General features: G+C 64.6%; 18 protein-coding genes. 11 read left to right on the forward strand and 7 right to left on the reverse strand.

The window, feature by feature from the left end; genetic code table 11:
* Window positions 1–117: 117 nt before the first annotated feature.
* Window positions 118–1,002 carry an SDR family oxidoreductase gene (locus tag ASD63_RS01460; RefSeq protein WP_034792757.1) on the reverse strand — a complete coding sequence of 295 codons (885 nt, stop codon included), beginning with the start codon at window positions 1,000–1,002 and terminating at the stop codon, window positions 118–120.
* Between the two features lie 200 nt (window positions 1,003–1,202).
* On the opposite strand from ASD63_RS01460, the gene ASD63_RS01465 reads away from it, so the two are divergent.
* The 4 genes from ASD63_RS01465 to ASD63_RS36700 all read left to right on the forward strand — a co-directional run bounded on the left by ASD63_RS01465 (window position 1,203) and on the right by ASD63_RS36700 (window position 4,663).
* Window positions 1,203–1,607, forward strand: a complete 405-nt coding sequence (locus ASD63_RS01465; protein ID WP_034792759.1) for a helix-turn-helix domain-containing protein — start codon at window positions 1,203–1,205, stop codon at window positions 1,605–1,607.
* Window positions 1,608–2,046: 439 nt separating this feature from the next.
* Window positions 2,047–3,327 carry an NAD(P)/FAD-dependent oxidoreductase gene (locus ASD63_RS01470; protein WP_051659256.1) on the forward strand — a complete coding sequence of 427 codons (1,281 nt, stop codon included), beginning with the start codon at window positions 2,047–2,049 and terminating at the stop codon, window positions 3,325–3,327.
* A 52-nt stretch (window positions 3,328–3,379) separates the two neighbouring features.
* Entirely contained in the window at window positions 3,380–3,772 is a 393-nt protein-coding gene (locus tag ASD63_RS01475; RefSeq protein ID WP_034792769.1) for a glyoxalase/bleomycin resistance/dioxygenase family protein, read from the forward strand.
* Window positions 3,773–4,663: a GrpB family protein gene (locus tag ASD63_RS36700; protein WP_063979479.1), complete on the forward strand. Its 891-nt coding sequence runs from the start codon at window positions 3,773–3,775 to the stop codon at window positions 4,661–4,663.
* A gap of 62 nt (window positions 4,664–4,725) precedes the next feature.
* On the opposite strand, the gene ASD63_RS01485 is transcribed toward ASD63_RS36700, so the two are convergent.
* Complete coding sequence (locus tag ASD63_RS01485; RefSeq protein ID WP_082572749.1) at window positions 4,726–5,445, reverse strand: aspartate/glutamate racemase family protein; 720 nt, start codon at window positions 5,443–5,445, stop codon at window positions 4,726–4,728.
* A gap of 189 nt (window positions 5,446–5,634) precedes the next feature.
* On the opposite strand from ASD63_RS01485, the gene ASD63_RS01490 reads away from it, so the two are divergent.
* Both ASD63_RS01490 and ASD63_RS01495 read left to right on the forward strand, forming a co-directional pair.
* A complete protein-coding gene (locus ASD63_RS01490; protein WP_043622517.1) occupies window positions 5,635–6,099 on the forward strand; it encodes an Lrp/AsnC family transcriptional regulator in 465 nt (154 codons plus the stop codon).
* A 6-nt stretch (window positions 6,100–6,105) separates the two neighbouring features.
* Entirely contained in the window at window positions 6,106–6,702 is a 597-nt protein-coding gene (locus ASD63_RS01495) for an isochorismatase family protein (protein WP_034792783.1), read from the forward strand.
* A gap of 23 nt (window positions 6,703–6,725) precedes the next feature.
* Here the strand turns inward: ASD63_RS01495 and ASD63_RS01500 are convergent, their stop codons facing one another.
* On the reverse strand, window positions 6,726–7,679 hold the full coding sequence (locus tag ASD63_RS01500) for a helix-turn-helix domain-containing protein (protein ID WP_159415449.1): 954 nt from the start codon (window positions 7,677–7,679) through the stop codon (window positions 6,726–6,728).
* Window positions 7,680–7,782: 103 nt separating this feature from the next.
* Here ASD63_RS01500 and ASD63_RS01505 point away from each other — a divergent pair, with 103 nt between their 5' ends.
* On the forward strand, window positions 7,783–8,097 hold the full coding sequence (locus ASD63_RS01505; protein ID WP_034793634.1) for a DUF1272 domain-containing protein: 315 nt from the start codon (window positions 7,783–7,785) through the stop codon (window positions 8,095–8,097).
* Window positions 8,098–8,225: 128 nt separating this feature from the next.
* Window positions 8,226–9,494 carry an NAD(P)/FAD-dependent oxidoreductase gene (locus ASD63_RS01510; protein ID WP_034792787.1) on the forward strand — a complete coding sequence of 423 codons (1,269 nt, stop codon included), beginning with the start codon at window positions 8,226–8,228 and terminating at the stop codon, window positions 9,492–9,494.
* 38 nt (window positions 9,495–9,532) lie between these two features.
* On the opposite strand, the gene ASD63_RS01515 is transcribed toward ASD63_RS01510, so the two are convergent.
* The gene (locus ASD63_RS01515) at window positions 9,533–10,258 is read right to left on the reverse strand and encodes a class I SAM-dependent methyltransferase (protein ID WP_034792789.1); all 726 of its coding nucleotides are present in this window, start codon (window positions 10,256–10,258) and stop codon (window positions 9,533–9,535) included.
* Window positions 10,259–10,545: 287 nt separating this feature from the next.
* Between ASD63_RS01515 and ASD63_RS01520 the strand changes: the two genes are divergently transcribed.
* Complete coding sequence (locus tag ASD63_RS01520; protein ID WP_051659258.1) at window positions 10,546–11,019, forward strand: hypothetical protein; 474 nt, start codon at window positions 10,546–10,548, stop codon at window positions 11,017–11,019.
* 3 nt (window positions 11,020–11,022) lie between these two features.
* Window positions 11,023–12,255 carry an HlyD family secretion protein gene (locus tag ASD63_RS01525; protein ID WP_034792791.1) on the forward strand — a complete coding sequence of 411 codons (1,233 nt, stop codon included), beginning with the start codon at window positions 11,023–11,025 and terminating at the stop codon, window positions 12,253–12,255.
* Between the two features lie 732 nt (window positions 12,256–12,987).
* On the opposite strand, the gene ASD63_RS01530 is transcribed toward ASD63_RS01525, so the two are convergent.
* Complete coding sequence (locus ASD63_RS01530) at window positions 12,988–13,410, reverse strand: GNAT family N-acetyltransferase (protein ID WP_051659259.1); 423 nt, start codon at window positions 13,408–13,410, stop codon at window positions 12,988–12,990.
* A 242-nt stretch (window positions 13,411–13,652) separates the two neighbouring features.
* Window positions 13,653–14,084: a rhodanese-like domain-containing protein gene (locus tag ASD63_RS01535; protein ID WP_034792795.1), complete on the reverse strand. Its 432-nt coding sequence runs from the start codon at window positions 14,082–14,084 to the stop codon at window positions 13,653–13,655.
* Between the two features lie 86 nt (window positions 14,085–14,170).
* On the opposite strand from ASD63_RS01535, the gene ftrA reads away from it, so the two are divergent.
* Complete coding sequence (ftrA, locus tag ASD63_RS01540) at window positions 14,171–15,208, forward strand: transcriptional regulator FtrA (RefSeq protein WP_113080969.1); 1,038 nt, start codon at window positions 14,171–14,173, stop codon at window positions 15,206–15,208.
* A gap of 100 nt (window positions 15,209–15,308) precedes the next feature.
* Here the strand turns inward: ftrA and ASD63_RS01545 are convergent, their stop codons facing one another.
* Window positions 15,309–16,931 carry an arylsulfatase gene (locus tag ASD63_RS01545; protein WP_034792797.1) on the reverse strand — a complete coding sequence of 541 codons (1,623 nt, stop codon included), beginning with the start codon at window positions 16,929–16,931 and terminating at the stop codon, window positions 15,309–15,311.
* Window positions 16,932–16,950: the final 19 nt, after the last annotated feature.

The raw sequence follows: 16,950 nt of genomic DNA on the forward strand, positions 1-16,950 counted from the left end.
GAAGATTGTCTGGCCGGCAGGGCGGGCAGCTCGTGCCCTCCCGGTGCCGACAGCATGGCAAAGGTCGTTTCGAGAGCCCGACGCAAACGGCCGGGCTCCCGCTGCCTGGCTTACCGCTTAGCTGGCAAGTCGCGCCTTGCTCGCTTCGAGAAAGGCGGCGAGCGTCACCGGCGTCGCGCCGGTCAGCGCGGTGACATCGCCCGTCACCATGTCGATGTGGCCCCCGCGGGTGTTGGCGTCGAAGGAAACGACGATCGGGATCAGGAAGTCCGGCAGGCCGGCGCTCTTCAGGCCGCCTGCGAGCGCCTCGTCGGAGATGTGCACGACGTTGAGGGACTTGCCGGTCGCCTTGGCGACGAGGGCTGCGATCTCGTCCGTCGAGCGCAGCTCGCCGCCCGTCAGCGTATAGGTGTGGCTCTCGCTTGTGGAGGCGGCAAGGGCTGCGGCTGCGGCCTTGGCGGCATCACCGCGGGCGATGTGGGCGAGGCGGCCTTCGCCCGAAGAAGAATACCATTGCCCGGTCTCAAGGGCATGCGGCAGCGCCATGAACAGGTTCTCCATGTACCAGCCGTTGCGCAGGATCGTATAGGGAATGCCGGTCGCCTTGATGGCGTTTTCAGTGCCGAGATGATCGGGTGCGAAGGGAATGACCGAGGTTTCCGGGCTCGGCATCGAGGTGTAGACGATGTGCTTGGCGCCGGCCTTCTTCGCAGCCGCAACGGCGGCCAGATGTTGCTTCAGCCGCTTGCCGGGCTGGTCCAGCGCGTCGGTAGAGATAATCAGGATCCGGTCGGCGCCGGCAAAGGCCTGGTCGAGCGAAGCGGGATCGTCGAAATCGGCGACGCGGGCCTGAACACCCCTGGCGATATAATTGGCGAGCTTCGTCGTATCGCGGCTGGTGGCGATGATCCGGGCCGGTGCGATGCCGGACGCAAGCAACTGGTCGAGCACGAGCTTGCCGAGTTGGCCGGTTGCGCCGGTGACGAGCAATGTATCGGACATGGTCTTTACCTTTTCTGTTTTGGCCGAGACGGAAACGCGCGCAGAACGCCGCGGCGCAGGCCTCGCCGGCTCTTCCTGCCGTTGCCTAGGAGATGCTTCGGCACATGGTCTCTTTTTGAGACTTGCTCTTATCGCGTAATCGCAGTAGGGCTGTAAAGGAGGCAGTTTTTTCTGCTGTGGTTACAAAAAGGGTACCGCCGATGAACAAGCCGACCGGGGACATGAAGGGCAAGCGCGTGGCGATCGTCTGCGGCGTGCCGATGGATATGGAAAACTGCCCGGTCCGCGACGTCATGGACAATATCGGCGGCAAGTGGAACTCGCTGATGATCCTGTCGCTCGCCGACGGCCCCTTGCGCTTCTCGCAGCTCCGCCGGCTGATCCCCGACATCTCCCAGCGCATGTTGACCCAGACGCTGCGGGACCTGCAGCGCGACGGCTACATCCACCGCACCGTCTACCCCACACAGCCGCCGAGCGTCGAATATGCGCTGACCGATCTCGGGCGCTCGCTGCTCGGCCTGCTCAAGCACTTCGTCGACTGGTCGGTGGAAAACCACGGCGCCATTCGGGCCGCGCGCGAGGTGTATGACGCGCAGGGGTAGGGCGTTTCGTAGCGGCGATGATGCCCCTTAGTCGCGGGTTGGTTGCGCTGTGGCGCGCCTGCTATTTTCGTGTCCGGTGATCGTTTCGTGGGGCTTGCCCCTCACCCTAACCCTCTCCCCGCACGCGGGGAGAGGGGACGCGCCCGGTCGGAGCGTTGCCGAGTGGGGCAGCCGTCAGATGAGACCGAGGGCGCGCCGATCGTTGCCACGGTGACACAACTGGCGGGAGCGACGATGGAGCGAGCGGGTGCCACGCGTACCCTTCGCCCGCCTGCGGGGAGAAGATGGCCGGCAGGCCGGATGAGGGGCGGCCACTCCTTTGCAGCATGACGCAACGTCATGCGCCACGCGCGACGTCGTGTCCCGGTAGCGTGACCTTGCCCTAGCACTTTGATTTTCCCTATAGTTTCGCCGATCATCCGCGTCACCTCGGGGAACCATGAAGACACTTCATATCGGCATAGCGGGCGCCGGCCCGGCGGGGCTGGCAGCGGCACTGATGCTGTCGCGGCGCGGTCATCGGGTGGAGATCCTCGAGCGGTTCGACGCAGCTTCACCTGTCGGTTCCGGGCTGATGCTGCAGCCGACGGGGCTGACGGTCCTGAACACACTCGGCCTGTTGCAGCCGATGCTGGTCCTCGGCAGCCGGATCGACCGGCTCTATGGCGCCGATGCCAAATCCGGGCGCACCGTGCTCGACGTGCGCTATGATGCGCTCGCCGGTGGGCGCTTCGGGCTGGCGGTGCAGCGCGCGGCCCTCTTCAATACGCTTCACGATGCCGTGGCCGCGGTCGGGCTGCCGGTCAAGACCGGCGTCACGCTGACCGAGGTTCGCATGGCTGGCGGCAAGGCCGTGATGCTGGATGCGCAAGGGCATGAGGCGGGCGCCTATGATCTGGTGATCGATGCAAGCGGCGCACGCTCGGCGCTTGCTGCCGGTTCGACCGCCGCGCCCAAGGTGCGCGAGCTTGCCTATGGCGCCTTCTGGGCGACGCTCGACAGCGACGGCCTCAATCATGATGCGCACGCTTTGGTGCAGCGCTACGACCGGGCGAAGGTGATGATCGGCATCCTGCCGGCGGGCCGCGCGCGGATGGGTGAGCGCGACCGCGTCGCCTTCTTCTGGAGCCTGAGGGTCGCGGACACAGACGTGATATGGCAGGCCGGGCTCGATCGCTGGAAGGCGCGCATTCTCGATTACTGGCCGGATTGTGCGCCGTTGCTGGATCAGATCAGTGACTGGGAGCAACTGACGCTGGCGCGCTATGCGCACCGCACCATGCGCCGGCCGGTCTCCGGCCGCATCGCCTTTGTCGGCGACAGCGCCCATTCGACGAGCCCGCAGCTCGGACAGGGGGCGAATATGGCGCTGCTCGACGTCGCAGCACTTTCGCATGCGCTGGAGACGGCTGGCGATCTCGATGCCGCACTTGCCGCCTATGCCGCCGCACGCCGCAACCACGTCGCGCTGTTCCAGCTGCTGTCGCTCCTCTTCACGCCCTTCTACCAGTCGGACTCGACGGCTCTCGCCTGGCTGCGCGACAGGCTGGTAGCCACAGTTGCGCGCACCCCGCCGATGCAGGGGCTGCTCGCCTCGATCGTCTCGGGCACGCTGATCGACCCGTTCAAGCCGGCGGGGCTTGCCGAATGCGATTGGCAGGCGGTGCGGGGCGGCGCGGACGGGCGCGGCCAAGCGGCCGCTCCGGCGATTTCCACCTGAGACGGCCGCGAATCCTGTATCAAGGCGATCCGGATGGCGGATGGAGGGGGTGATGGCGGACGGCGTGGCGGCCATTCTGGTGCATGTGGCCGATACGCAGGCGGGTCTTGCCTGGTATCAGCGCGCATTTCCTGACGCTGAACATCGGTTTCTTGCCGCCTTTGATTTTTCCTATCTGCGGATCGGCACCATCGATCTCGAGATCGTCCAGGCCGACGAGAAGGTGGCGAGCGGTGCTGCCGGTTCCGTCGTCTACTGGGCGGTCGCGGACGTCGATCGGGCGCTCGCCCATTTCGAGGCGCTCGGCGCGCATCTCTATCGCGGGCCGATGGCGATCCAGGAGGGGCTGTGGATGTGCCAGGTGCGCGACCCCTGGGGCAATTGTATCGGCCTTCGTGGGCCGCGTCCGGGAAAGGGTGGCATCGACCACGAGACGGAGCTCTGAATGGCGACACGGGTGGAAATCGTTGCCTATGATCCCATCTGGCCGCAGCGTTACCGGGAGATCGCGCAGGATCTCAGGCGCATCCTGGATGCGCTGGTCATCGCCGTCGATCATATCGGCAGCACGGCCGTTCCCGGCATGGCGGCAAAGGCCGTCATCGACATCGATGTCACCTTGAGAGGGCTGCCCGACATTGCGGCTGCCAGCGCCTTGCTCGTTGCGGCCGGCTACCAGGCGCGCGGCAACCGGTACGACGACGATGTCTGGGCCTTTATGCTGCAGGGGGTCGAGCCGAATCGGCGCGTCTATCTCTGCCCGCCGGACAACGAGACCCATCGACGGCGTCTTGTCTTCCGCGACCATCTGCGCAGCCATGCGGACACCGCCTTGGCCTACGCGGCGCTGAAGGCACGCCTCGCCGAGGCCTATCGATATGACGGCGATCGCTACACCGCTGAGAAGACGCGCTTCGTCGACGCGATCGTCGACCGCGAAGACCGGATGACAGGAGATCGGTCCGCCATGGTGCAAGCAACAGTCACTTGCGAGATCCGTTACCGGCTGAAACCGGGCCGCCTGGCGGAATTCGAGGCCTATGCGCAAACCTGGATGACGCTGATCGAGCGGCACGGCGGGACGCATCACGGCTATTTCGTGCCGCGCGAAAAACCTGAGGGCGTCGGCGCCAGTTTTCCGGGGGTGGGCGAAGACGGAGCCGGCGACATCGCCGTCGCGCTCTTCACCTTTGCGGACGAGGCGGCGTATCTGCGCTATCGCAGCGATGTGGCCGCGGATCCCGATGGGATGGCAGCGAACGCGCTTTACGCCGACGATCCGCCGTTCGTGAGCTATGAGCGCGTCTTCCTGCAGCCGCTTGCGCGCCGCCGATAGCCGTCTTTGTGGCGGCTGATCGATGTGGCGCGATTGGGCAGCCTAGCCTAGCCCTCGGCTAACTACGCGGCCCGCTTGAGGCAAGCCCCATCCAGTGCGAATTCGACGGCAGCTTCCGCGTGGATCGCGGTGGAATCGAAGCCCGGCAGCGGCAAGGCTCTCGGGTCGAGGGTCAGACAGATTTCGGTGCAGCCGAGGATGACGGCGTCCGCGCCTTCCGCTTCGGCCTTGTCGATCAATTCGATCAGCGCCCGGCGGGACGAGCGCAGCACCTTGCCGGCGCAAAGCTCGTCGAAGATGACATCGTGCACGAGGGTGCGGCCGTCCGCATCCGGCACCAGGATGTCGATGCCGTGGCTTCTCATACGCTCGGCATAAAAGCCGTGCTCCATGGTGTAGCGGGTGGCAAGCAGCAGCGGCCGGCGGCTGCTTGCGGCCTTCAGGCGCGCTGCCGTCTCGTCGATGATGTTGATGAGGGGGATGTCGATTGCTGCCTGAACCTGATCGGCGATCAGGTGCATGGTGTTGGTGCAGATCAGCACGCAGTCCGCACCGGCCGCTTCGAGGCTCTGGGCGACATCGGCAAGCCGCTTGGCAGCGTCTTCCCAGCGGCCGGCCTTCTGCAGGTCGACGATCGACTGGAAGTCGACGGAATGCAAAAGCACCTCGGCCGAATGCAGCCCGCCCAGGTGGTCGCGAACGGCCTCGTTGACCATGCGATAGTAGACCGCCGAGCTTTCGAAGCTCATGCCGCCGATAAGACCGATCTTGCGCATAACCATTCCTCTCTGTCCGCTACCGCCGCCGTCCGTGGCGACCGTCGTTTGATGGGCTGAACTATGCCGCAGGGTCGGCGGCAATGGTTCGCTTTAATGGGAGCAAAAGCGGCCATGCGCGCGAATGGTTTGCGCATGTTGGAGTGAATGTGCAATTATGTAGCGTATGAATTTCTGATCATGGGAGGGATCGGCGTGCTCGACGATAGAGACAGAAAGCTGCTGGCGCTGCTGCAGCAGGATGCGAGTGTGGCCGTCGGCGAATTGGCGGAGCGGGTGAACCTGTCGCTTTCGGCCTGTTCGCGCCGCATCCAGCGGCTGGAGGAGGCGGGTTACATCGCCAGGCGCATCGTCGTGCTCGACCGCGAGCGCATGGGCGTGCCGACGACCGTGTTTGCCCTGATCAAGACGGCGCACCACTCGGACGAATGGATCGAGACCTTCCGCCGGGCGATCAGCGATATCCCCGAAATCGTCGAGGCCCATCGTCTGACGGGAAATCATGACTATATCGTCAAGGTCGTGCTGCCGCGTGTCGAGCACTACGACGTGGTCTACAAGCAGATCGTGCGCAAGGTCGAACTCTTCGACGTCTCCGCCTCGATCTCGATGGAAATCCTGAAGAGCGGCACGGCGGTGCCGGTCGATTATGCGGTGTGAGGCGAAATGACGAATGACGCTGTGAGCAAGGCGGTCGGTGGCGACGTTGCCGATGCGCTGGTGATTGTCGATGTGCAGCGGGCCTTCATTTCCGGGCCTGAAGCCGTGCCCGGCCATGTCGATCTGCAACGGGCCGTTGGCCTGCTTCTGCAGAAGGCGCGTTCGGCCGGCGTGCCGGTGATCTTCCTGCAGAACGATGGGCCTGAGGGCGCTGTCGACGAACCGGAGACCGATGGCTGGCAGTTGTTCTTTGCCGCCAAGTCAGGCGAGGTGGTCGTGCGCAAACGGCACGACGACGGCTTCGACGGCACCGATCTCGAAGACCAGCTCCGGGCGCGCAAGGTCGAGACGATCGCGATCTGCGGCATGCTTTCGGAAATGTGCCTGGCGGCGACAGCCCGCACGGCCATGGCGAAGGACTTCACCGTGATCCTCGCCAATGACGCACACGCCACCTATGACGTGCCGCCCGGTCCTGGCCGCTCGCCGATGGTGCCTGCGCGTCTCGCCGCACGCGCGGCCGAATGGTCGCTCGGTGACGAGATCGTGCTCACGGATGCGGTGGAAGACATCGCCTTCGCCGTCGCGTCTCCGTCCGCTTAAGCTTCCCCTCCGGGTTTCGTCCGTCAGGGCGGGCCGAAGCGGGCCGCATAGTCCGAGGGCGCGATGCCCTTGCGGCGCTGAAAGGCGCGGCGCATGCGCTCGGCGTTGCCGAAGCCGAAGAGGAACGGGGCTTGCGAGACGGACACGTCTCTGCGCTCGATCGCCTCGCAGGCCGCATCGACCCGCAATTCCTCGACGAACTGCGCCGGGCTTGCGCCCACCTCCTGCGTGAACAGGCGGGAGAAACTCCGTTCGCTCATGCGCGCCATGTCCGCAAGCCGCGGCACGGAGAGGTCGGCTGTAAGATCGGAGCGGATCTCGGCCACCAGCGCATCGAAGCGGTCGCCTCGGCTCGTCATCTGCTGGTGCAGGGCGGCGCTGAACTGGCGCTGGCCGCCCGTGCGCTTGACGTAGAGCACCAGGGAGCGCGCGAGCCGCAGGGCCTCGCTGCGGCCGAGGTCCTCTTCGACCATCGCAAGCGCCATGTCGATGCCGGCGGTCACACCGGCGGAGGTCCAGATGCCGCGATCCTGCTCGTAGATCGAATCCTCGCGCACGTCGATATCTGGGAAATCCTGCTGCAACTGGGCGCAATCTTCCCAATGGGTCGTTGCGCGCCGCCCATCAAGATGGCCGCCGCGCGCGAGAATGAAGGCGCCGAGGCAGATGGAGCCGAGGCGCCGACATTGGCCGGCCATGGCCGCCAGGAATGCTTGCAGCCCTTCCGAATTCGCCGCTTCGAGCGCGCTTTGCCCGCCCGAGACGATGAGCGTGTCGGGCGCGGCGCAATCGGAAAAGGGGCGGGTATCGAGCGCAACGCCTGTGTCCGTTGCGACCGGGCCGCCGAACTCGGAGACCAGCGCGATGGAATAGGCCCGGGAGCCCGACGCGGTGCGGGCGTCGTTGAAGACCTGCAACGGGCCGGTCACATCGATCAGCTTGGTGCGGTCGAAGAGCACGATCGCGACCGTTCGCACGTCTTTTTCGGGTTTGGCATAAAACGAGGGCATATTGTCATTTATGCCAAAGGCTTTTCATGGGAGCAAGCGGGGACATCATCCGCAACCGATGGAGCCGACCATGCTGGAACTCAGACCGAACTGCGAACTGTGCGACCGCGACCTGCCGCCGGCGTCCGCGGACGCGCGCATTTGCTCTTACGAATGCACCTATTGCGCAAGCTGCGTGGAAACGGTGCTTCACAATGTCTGCCCGACCTGCGGCGGCGGATTTGCGCCAAGGCCGATCCGGCCCCAGCGGTCCTTTCGCCCGGAAAAGCGGTTGGGTCTCGGCTTTGATCCCGCCAGCGACGTACGTCGCCATTCACCGTTTACGGCTGAGGATATTGCGGCGCATGTGGCGCGGATCCGGCATCTCGCGCCGGACGAGCGCTGACGGTTGCGGGCTGTTCTTGATTTTTTGCAAGGGTGACATGAGGTGGTTGCGCTTGTCCTTGGCGGTCACAACCCCAATGTTGTGGCATGTCCAACGGAAGGCCGGTCGCAAAGCCGACTGGAAAGAACATGCAGGACAGGCATCACGTGGTCGTTGTCGGCGGCGGGTTTGGCGGATTGCAACTCGTCAAGGGGCTTGCCGGCGCGCCGGTGAGGATCACCCTCATCGACCGGCGCAACCATCATCTCTTCCAGCCCTTGCTCTACCAGGTGGCAACAACGCTGATCGCGACCTCCGAAATCGCCTGGCCGATCCGCAGCCTCTGGCGCGACCGGCCCGAGGTGACGACGCTGCTTGGCGAGGTGAGCGATGTCGACGAGGCCGGAAAGGCCGTGGTGCTCAGGGACGGCAAGCGGATCGGCTACGACACGCTGGTGCTGGCGACCGGGGCGACGCACGCCTATTTCGGCCATGACGAATGGGAGCCCTTTGCCCCCGGCCTGAAGACCCTGGAAGACGCGACGACGATCCGGCGGCGGGTGCTGCTCGCCTTCGAGCGCGCCGAGCTCGAAGAGGATCCTGATCTCCGTGCCGCCCTCCTGACCTTCACCGTCATCGGTGCCGGCCCGACCGGCGTCGAGCTTGCCGGCATCATCGCCGAGATGGCGCACCGCACGCTTCCCGACGAATTTCGCCGCATCGACACGCGGCAGGCCCGTGTGATCCTGGTGGAAGCGGGGCCGCGCATTCTCGCCGCCTTCAGCGAGGATCTTTCGGCCTATGCGGTCAAGGAACTGGAGCGGCTCGGCGTCGAGGTTCGCACCGGTACACCCGTGACATCCTGCACGGAAGAGGGCGTTGTCATCGGCGACCAATTCGTCGGCAGCCGTACGCTCGTCTGGGCCGCCGGTGTGCAGGCCTCGCCCGCTGCCCGCTGGCTGGATATCCCGGCCGACCGCGCCGGCCGGGCGATCGTCGGCGCTGACCTCACGGCTCCCGGCCATGCCGACGTCTTCGTCATCGGCGACACGGCTGCCGTCACCTATGACGGCGGCAAGCCGGTGCCGGGCATTGCGCCCGCCGCCAAGCAGCAGGGCGCCTATGTGGCCGACGTCATCCGCGCACGGCTTTCAGGCGACAAGCCGCCCGGAGACTTCCGCTATCGCCACCAGGGCAGCCTTGCCACCATCGGCCGGCGCGCGGCGATCATCGATTTCGGCCGCTTCAAGCTCAAGGGCGCGCTTGCCTGGTGGATCTGGGGCATCGCCCACATCTACTTCCTGATCGGCACGCGCAGCCGCTTCGCCGTCGCCTGGAGCTGGTTCTGGACCTATCTGAGCGGACAGCACAGTGCCCGGCTGATCACCCAGAAGGAGACGCTGAAGGAGAAGGGGTAAGGGCGAGAGGCGGCCAATGTAACGGCCGCCGTCGTCGCTTACTTCTGCACCTTCACGATCAGGATCATCGGCCGGTCCATCTCTTCGGCCAGAGCCGGGATCTCGGCGATCTGCTCTTGCGTCGGCCGCCACTCCTCGACGTGGCGGATGGCGAAGCCTGCGCCAATCAGCGTGTTCAGCGTCGTGCCGATGGTGCGGTGGTGCTTGATCACGCCCTTGGCCAGCCAGTTCGTCGTGCGCGGGCCTTCGGCTGAGTAGTGATCAACGGGCCAGGTGCGCTCGCCATCGGTGATGCGCCAGCCGGGATTGTGCGAGGCCATGTAGATCGGGTGCTCGATGGTGAAGACGAAATGGGCGCCGGGTACCAGCGCCTTGTGGATGGTCGCGACCAGCCGGCCGAAATCCTCGACATAGTGGAAGGCAAGCGAGCTGTAGGCGAAGTCGAAGCTCGTTTCGGGCAGGTCGAGCTGGTCGAGATCGGCAATCTTGTAGTCGATTGCTGGATCTGATGTGTCGGCCTTGGCGCGGGCGATCATCTTCTCGGAGAGATCGAGCCCGAGCACATGGGCGGCACCGGCCTCGCGGGCGTGGCGCGAAAACCAGCCATAGCCGCACCCGAGATCGACGACGCGGCTTCCGGAAAGATCCGGTAGGAGCGCGCGAATCGCCGGCCATTCCGCGGCCCCGGCAAGACCATGCACCGAGCGCCCGAGCTGGCTGTAGCCCTCGAAAAACTCCTGACGATCATAGATGTTCTGGGCCATGGCGGTCTCTCCTTCTGGCTGTGCTTGTGCCGGCACCCGCCGCGCGAGAGGCGCGGGCGTCTGCGCGCGTTAGGGCGAGTGGGCATCCGGTGCCGTTACCGCGGGAACAGCATGTGCCTTTCGATCCTGCTCGAAACCGGCGGCGCTTCGAAGTGCCGGCGCGTCGATTGATAGGGCGCGTGTTGCCGCAAGGTCAAGTTGCGGCTGAAGTGCAAGCTTCTATTTCGTTTTTTTTGAGGGGTGCTAATGTTCGATTCTCGTGGTCCAGTCCGATTTGCGGAGGCGTAATGTCCGAAGCCATCCATCCTGCAGCCATCCATCACCTGCCGGGCTTTATTACAGCCCCGGGCCAGTCCGACTGGCTTTTGAATGCGGTTGCCGTTTTTCTGATCGTGGCGATTTTCGCGCTCGGTACACTCTATCTCAGGCTGCATTCGCTGCCGGAGGTCATGGCGCACAAGACCAACAAGATCCAGCTGGAGCTGGTGGCGGTCCTGGCGCTCCTGTCGCTGCTCACCCACAACAACCTCCTGTGGGGCGCAGCTCTGCTTCTCGCCCTGATCGACCTTCCCGATTTCTCCTCGCCGCTTTCATCGATCGCCGGTTCGCTGGAGCGGATTGCCGGTAAGGTGGACCAGCCGACCGTGCCGGAGGCGAGGGACGTGGAGGCCGAGCCTGCAGCAAGCCACCCACAGCCGCACGCGTTGCCCGGCCACGGCCACGCATCGCCCGCTCAGCCATCGACGGAAGGGAAGGCATAAGCCATGTTCGAGTTTATCCTTTGCTCGATGCTGACCATCCTGCCCGACTATCTCTTCCGCCGTTACGGCCAGGGAAAACGCATCGGGCGCGAGATCACCATCTATTCGGTCTGGTTCGAGCTGCGCTGGGGCATCACCGCCTGCATCGTGCTGACGATCTCGCTGATCACGCTGATCTTCTACTTCCATCCGTCGACGAAGAACGTGACGGCCGCGTTCCGTACGGTCGCCGTGCTGCCGGAGACCAACGGGCGCGTCACGGAGATCTATGCCACGCGCTTTGAGAAGGTGAAGGCCGGCCAGCCGCTGTTCAAGCTCGACAGTTCGGAGGAGGAAGCGGCCGCCGAGGTCGCCCGCCGCCAGATCGCCGAGGTTGACGCCGAATTGGCTGTCGGTCGCACCGAGCTTGTTGCCGCTGATGGCGCGATCGTCCAGGCACAGGCCGACGTGAAGCAGGCCGAGGACGAATACAACACACAGGTGGAGCTTAACCGGCTCAACCCGAACGTCGTTGCCCGCCGCGAAATCGAGCGCAAGCAGGTGCTTCTCGAAGGGCGCAAGGGCGCGCTGACCGCTGTGCTTTCCAACAAGCAGACGCTGGAGACGAAGCTGCAATCGCTGCTGCCGTCGCAGAAGGCCAGCGCCGAAGCGGCGCTGAAGCAGGCGGAGGTCGATATTACCAAGACCACCGTGCGCGCCGGCGTGTCCGGCACGCTGCAGCAGTTCACGCTTCGGGTCGGCGAAATCGTCAACCCGCTGCTGAGGCCAGCGGGCGTGCTCGTGCCGGAAGACGCGGGCCGGGCCCGGCTGGTGGCCGGCTTCGGGCAGATCGAGGCTCAGGTGATGAAGCCCGGCATGATCGGCGAGGCGACCTGCGTCGGCAAGCCGTTCACCATCATTCCGCTCGTCGTCACAGAGGTGCAGGACGTGATTGCCTCCGGCCAGGTGCGCGCCAGCGACCAGCTGATCGACGTTACGCAGATCTCGCAACCCGGCACGCTGACCGTGGTCATGGAGCCGCTTTATCCCGGCGTGCTCGACGACGTTCCGCCCGGCAGCAGTTGCATCGCCAATGCCTACACCAGCAACCACGACGAACTGGACAAGCCGGGGATCAGCACGCTGCAGTGGGCCTATCTGCACGGTGTCGATGCCGTTGGCCTCGTGCATGCGGCGATCCTGCGCATTCAGGCGCTGATGCTGCCGGTGCAGACGCTGGTGCTCGGCGGGCATTAAGCACGAAGACACGCGGCCGGGGTTTCCGATCCCGGCCGGCGCCTGCCGCCTGCAGATATTCCCCTTCAGGCGGGCCACCGCTTCCTTCAGCCTCGTCCGATCGGCCTGCAAACGTTGAACCCCCTCCTTGCAGGCGGGTCCCATCTTCCAGCGCCAAAGCCCGCGCGGGGTCCTCGCGGTTGAAGCGGTCGCGTGTGCCGTCGAATTGCGATGCGAGACAGCGCATCTTCGCGCGGCAAGATCGCTTCGGCTGCATCGTCGATCTTGCCGGGATCGATGGTTTCAAGGGCGTGGAATTCAACGGACAGCTTCCCACCTGAAAGGCCGCAATGTTTGCGGGAGCGATCTATGCGGCGCTATCTTCCGTTGCGTCTATGCCTTGCCTCCTTCTCTGGAAGGCCCCGAGAGCGCCGGGCCGTCACGGAGGGAAAAGGGGTGTCCAAAAATGATTGAGCCCCCGTGGGGACGGAGGCTCAAGCGCGCAATAAAATTAATAAAGCAACTGCACTGCAATATAACCACAAGCATGCATACTCTTCCGGGGATTGCATACTTCCGGGGCGCAATCGCAAGTACAGTGTGGCAAAAGCGTGATCTGAAAGCAATGGATTTTAAGGGGATTTTAATAGTCAATTTGGGTTACGGGAAAATCCCCAGCTTTTTCACCCAATCGGGTCAGGATTTTCCTGACGGTAGCCCGCATGGACAAAGACAAATCCCCCACACTCCCTTTTAGGTCTCGTCGGTCCCGATCGGCAGCGTCCAGGGCTCCCATATCGCATCGTGTATCGCGCCCTGGCGCAGGTAGAAGCGCTTGGCATTTTCGTTGCTCGCAAGCACCGACCATTCGATGCGCGGTGCGCCGATCGCTGCGGCATGACGTTTCAAGGCGTCGATCAGCGCCGCGCCGGCCCCCAGGGAACGTGCTGTTTCATCGACGAAAAGTTCCTTCAGCACCAGCGTCGGCTTCAGATCGTAGGTCCAGGGGATGACGTAATGCACAGCGATGCCGATGACACGGCTGCCAAACTCCGCGACCAGCACGCCAAAGCGTGGGTTGTCGCCAAGCCCATGCTCGATCAGATCGCTCTCGGTCACGCGGAACGCGTCAATATAAGCTTCGAAGACTGCAAGGCCGCGCATCAGCCGCAGCACGCAGGCGACGTCATCTCGTTTAAATGGGCGGACGATAACGGGTGACGCGGGCATCGCGATATCTCGTGCAAAGGGGTTAGCTGGCCGGGGCGGGTTACCGAGGGCCGGTGGAAGGCCGAACTTGCCGCATCATTTGCCGCAATCGCGATCGATTTCAGGCTGAAATCGATCGCGATCCAAAATGCTGCAGTGCCGCGCATCCGGCAAGGCGTGCGGCGCTGCAAAGGGCGTTTGGCGCCGGCTTAAGCAGCGAGCAGAGACAGCGCTTCGCCGGGGGTAGCGCCGGTCGCAAACGCGAGGCCTTCGTCTTCCCAGCCGGTGATGCCGCCGATCATGATTTTCACCGGCCGGCCGAGCCTGGCGAGCTTGAGTGCGGCCTGGTCGGCGCCGTTACAATGGGGGCCGGCGCAATAGGCGACGAAGAGGGTATCGGCCGGCCACTCTGCCAAACGCTCCGCAGTGATCTGCCGGTGGGGCAGGTGGATCGCGCCCGGCACGTGGCGGCGCGCATAGGCCGCATCCGAGCCGACGACGTGCAGCAGCACGAAGTCCTGCTCGCCGCTCTTCAGCGCCTGGGCGACGTCGGAGCAATCGGTCTCGACGCTGAGCCGCCCGGCAAAATGGGCAATGGCGATCTCAGGCGATGCGGCGGGAATTTCGGTGACGGTGCTCATCGGGGTTCTCCTTGGCTCGGTGCGCGTTGACGAGGAAATGTGTAGCAGCACTGGATCAGGGCTGGCAGTTGGCAACATTGCCATATATGCTCAAGATCATGCCAAAGTCGTTTTCCGTTGCCGCACCACTCACAAACCCGCTCGTCGTGGCGCTCGCCTATGACGGGCTCTGTACCTTCGAGTTCGGCGTCGCCGTCGAGATGTTCGGCCTGCCGCGGCCGGAAATGGGCGAGGGCTGGTACCGTTTTGCCGTCGCCTCGGTCGATCCGGGTGAGCTTAGGGCGACCGGCGGCGTTCGCTTTGTCGCCGACGGCGGCATCGAGCTTTTGGGCCAGGCCGGCACGATCATCGTGCCCGGCTGGCGCGGCGCCGATCAGCCCGTGCCCGAGGCGGTGTGCCAGGCGCTGAGGGACGCCTGCGCGCGGGGCGCGCGCGTGCTTTCCATCTGCTCCGGCGTCTTCGTGCTGGCGGCTGCCGGGCTGCTATCGGGCCGGCGGGCGACGACCCACTGGCGCTATACCGACAAGCTGAAAGCGCTTTATCCAGACATCGAGGTGGTGCCGGATGTGCTCTATGTCGATGGCGGCGAGGTTCTGACCTCGGCTGGCAGTGCGGCCGGCATCGATCTCTGCCTGCACCTGATCCGCCGCGATTTCGGCAGCGAGGCGGCCAACCGCGTCGCCCGCCGTCTCGTCGTGCCGCCGCATCGCGATGGCGGCCAGGCGCAGTTCATCGAGCGGGCGGTGCCCGACGTGCATGAGAGCGCCCGGCTCGGGCCGCTGCTTGACCGTATGCGCGAACGGCTCGGTGAGGACTTTTCGATTGCGGCGCTGGCAAAGGCTGCGGGCATGAGCGAGCGCACCTTCCTGCGCCGCTTCGAGGCGGCGACCGGCACGACGCCGGCGCGCTGGCTTTTGTCCGAGCGGCTGTCGCGCGCCCGGCAATTGCTGGAGGAGACCGCGCTCGGCATGGAGCAGGTGGCGGAAGCCTCCGGCTTCGGCTCCACCCAGACGCTGCGTCATCACTTCCGCCAGCAGCTTTCGACGACACCCGCCGCCTACCGTGCCGCCTTCGGACGGATGGCGATTTCTGAAGGCGGGCTTGGGCGGGTCGCTGCGGAATAGGCCGCATCGTCGGTGCCGCATCCCACCTCAAACAACGGCCCCCACCGATTTCGATGGGGGCCGCCAGTCACGGTCTAGAATGTCAGCCGGGTATGCTAGCCTACTTGGGATCGCCGCCGCCGCCGATCCCGAGGCCGATGTCCTTCTTCGGATATTTGACGAAGGTCGCTGCGTGCTGGGTCTGCAGCTGCAGGATGGGGCCGTAGAGCCATTCATAGTCGCCATTGCTGCGGGTGATGCGCTCCTTGGGATCACGATAGATATCGAAGATCCAGGGGGCGACGCCGACCGGCGAGAATGTCGACATGCTGATGTTGGAAAATGGCTGGTCGTACTGCATGACCTTGAAATAGCCCTTGAAGTTTTCCCAGCGGATGGCCGAGAACTCGGCCTGGTTATAGGAGAAGACCGCCTGGCGGGACGTCTGACCGTCGTCGGCCAGCAGGAAGCTGCTCTGGTCGACACCGTCGATATAGCGCTCGGTCGGGATCTTGTCCTTGATGCCGGCAAGCGCCAGCGACGTGTTGAACAGGTCCATGAGGTCAAACAGGCCGTCGCTGATGCGCCCCGCCTTGATCATGCCGGGCCAGTAGGCGATGCCCGGCACGCGCACGCCACCTTCCCAGGTCGTGCCCTTGCCGGAGCGGAACGGGGTGAAGCCGGAGTCCGGGTAGCTGTCTTCCTCCGGGCCGTTGTCGGAGGTGAAGAACACGAAGGTGTTGTCGGCCTGGCCGGCGTCTTGAAGGGTCTTCGTCAGCCGCCCGACGATGTCGTCGACCTCGACCACGGCGTCGCGGTAGGGCAGCTTGGCGGGGCTGCGCCCCTCGTAGCCATCAGCGGCATAGTTGTCGAAATGGACCTTGGCAAAGGCGTGGATCAGGTAGAACGGCTTGTTGTCCTTGGCCGCGCGCTTGATGAAATCCACCGACCAGTTGGCAAAATCCTGGTCGACATTTCCCATCTGCTTCTGCGTCTCCAGCGGATAGACGATCTTCAGGTCGCCGCCCTTCTTGCCTTCGACCACGCCGTTATACTCGCTGAGGCTCTTGAACGTCTCCAGCCGCTGCGGATCGAGCATAAGCTGCGAATATTTCCGGCTGTCCATGTACTGCGTGTATTCGCTGACGACCGACAGGAAACCATGGAATTCGTCATAGCCGACGTCCTGGGGCTGCATGCCCTTGGCTTCGCCGATGTGCCACTTGCCCGAGAGGCCGGTGACATAGCCGTTGTCGCTCAGGAGCTTTGCCGCCGAGACCTCGTCGGCCCAGGGGTTCTTGGTGGGGTGGTCGCTCGCAAGCAGGGGACGCGTAAGGCCGCTTCGCGCCGGAATACGACCCGTCATCAGGGCCGCGCGCGAGGGCGTGCACACCGGCGTCGCATAGGCCGATGTCAGCTTCAGGCCCTCGGTTGCCAGCTTGTCGATGTTCGGTGTCGGAGCCCCGAGCATCGCGCCGCCGCCGAACGCACCCAGGTCGCCATATCCAAGGTCATCGACGAGCAGGATCAGGATGTTGGGTTTGCGACCGGTCCTCGTCTCAAACTCGCGAAGCCGGTCCGCGGCCGTCTGCTCCTGAGCGGGGCGCGGAATGGCCGGCTCCAGATAGTCCGCGGTTCTGACCGTACGGTCCCACCCCTTTGCCTCCTGGGCGTGCGACGTGGTGGCGAGCAACGTGAACGAAGCTGCAAGGGAACAAGAGAGAAGATAGTTGAAGGCCTTCATCAATCGTACTCCTCATTGG

This window comes from Ensifer sp. Root558 (assembly GCF_001427045.1).
Classification (GTDB): Bacteria; Pseudomonadota; Alphaproteobacteria; order Rhizobiales; family Rhizobiaceae; genus Ensifer; species Ensifer adhaerens.

Excerpts from the sequence above, each read along its gene's own strand:
- ASD63_RS01460 (WP_034792757.1), bottom strand. The coding sequence starts at position 1,002 with ATGTCCGATACATTGCTCGTCACCGGCGCAACCGGCCAACTCGGCAAG.
- ASD63_RS01465 (WP_034792759.1), top strand. The coding sequence starts at position 1,203 with ATGAACAAGCCGACCGGGGACATGAAGGGCAAGCGCGTGGCGATCGTC.
- ASD63_RS01470 (WP_051659256.1), top strand. The coding sequence starts at position 2,047 with ATGAAGACACTTCATATCGGCATAGCGGGCGCCGGCCCGGCGGGGCTG.
- ASD63_RS01475 (WP_034792769.1), top strand. The coding sequence starts at position 3,380 with ATGGCGGACGGCGTGGCGGCCATTCTGGTGCATGTGGCCGATACGCAG.
- ASD63_RS36700 (WP_063979479.1), top strand. The coding sequence starts at position 3,773 with ATGGCGACACGGGTGGAAATCGTTGCCTATGATCCCATCTGGCCGCAG.
- ASD63_RS01485 (WP_082572749.1), bottom strand. The coding sequence starts at position 5,445 with ATGGTTATGCGCAAGATCGGTCTTATCGGCGGCATGAGCTTCGAAAGC.
- ASD63_RS01495 (WP_034792783.1), top strand. The coding sequence starts at position 6,106 with ATGACGAATGACGCTGTGAGCAAGGCGGTCGGTGGCGACGTTGCCGAT.
- ASD63_RS01505 (WP_034793634.1), top strand. The coding sequence starts at position 7,783 with ATGCTGGAACTCAGACCGAACTGCGAACTGTGCGACCGCGACCTGCCG.
- ASD63_RS01510 (WP_034792787.1), top strand. The coding sequence starts at position 8,226 with ATGCAGGACAGGCATCACGTGGTCGTTGTCGGCGGCGGGTTTGGCGGA.
- ASD63_RS01515 (WP_034792789.1), bottom strand. The coding sequence starts at position 10,258 with ATGGCCCAGAACATCTATGATCGTCAGGAGTTTTTCGAGGGCTACAGC.
- ASD63_RS01520 (WP_051659258.1), top strand. The coding sequence starts at position 10,546 with ATGTCCGAAGCCATCCATCCTGCAGCCATCCATCACCTGCCGGGCTTT.
- ASD63_RS01525 (WP_034792791.1), top strand. The coding sequence starts at position 11,023 with ATGTTCGAGTTTATCCTTTGCTCGATGCTGACCATCCTGCCCGACTAT.
- ASD63_RS01535 (WP_034792795.1), bottom strand. The coding sequence starts at position 14,084 with ATGAGCACCGTCACCGAAATTCCCGCCGCATCGCCTGAGATCGCCATT.
- ftrA (WP_113080969.1), top strand. The coding sequence starts at position 14,171 with ATGCTCAAGATCATGCCAAAGTCGTTTTCCGTTGCCGCACCACTCACA.
- ASD63_RS01545 (WP_034792797.1), bottom strand. The coding sequence starts at position 16,931 with ATGAAGGCCTTCAACTATCTTCTCTCTTGTTCCCTTGCAGCTTCGTTC.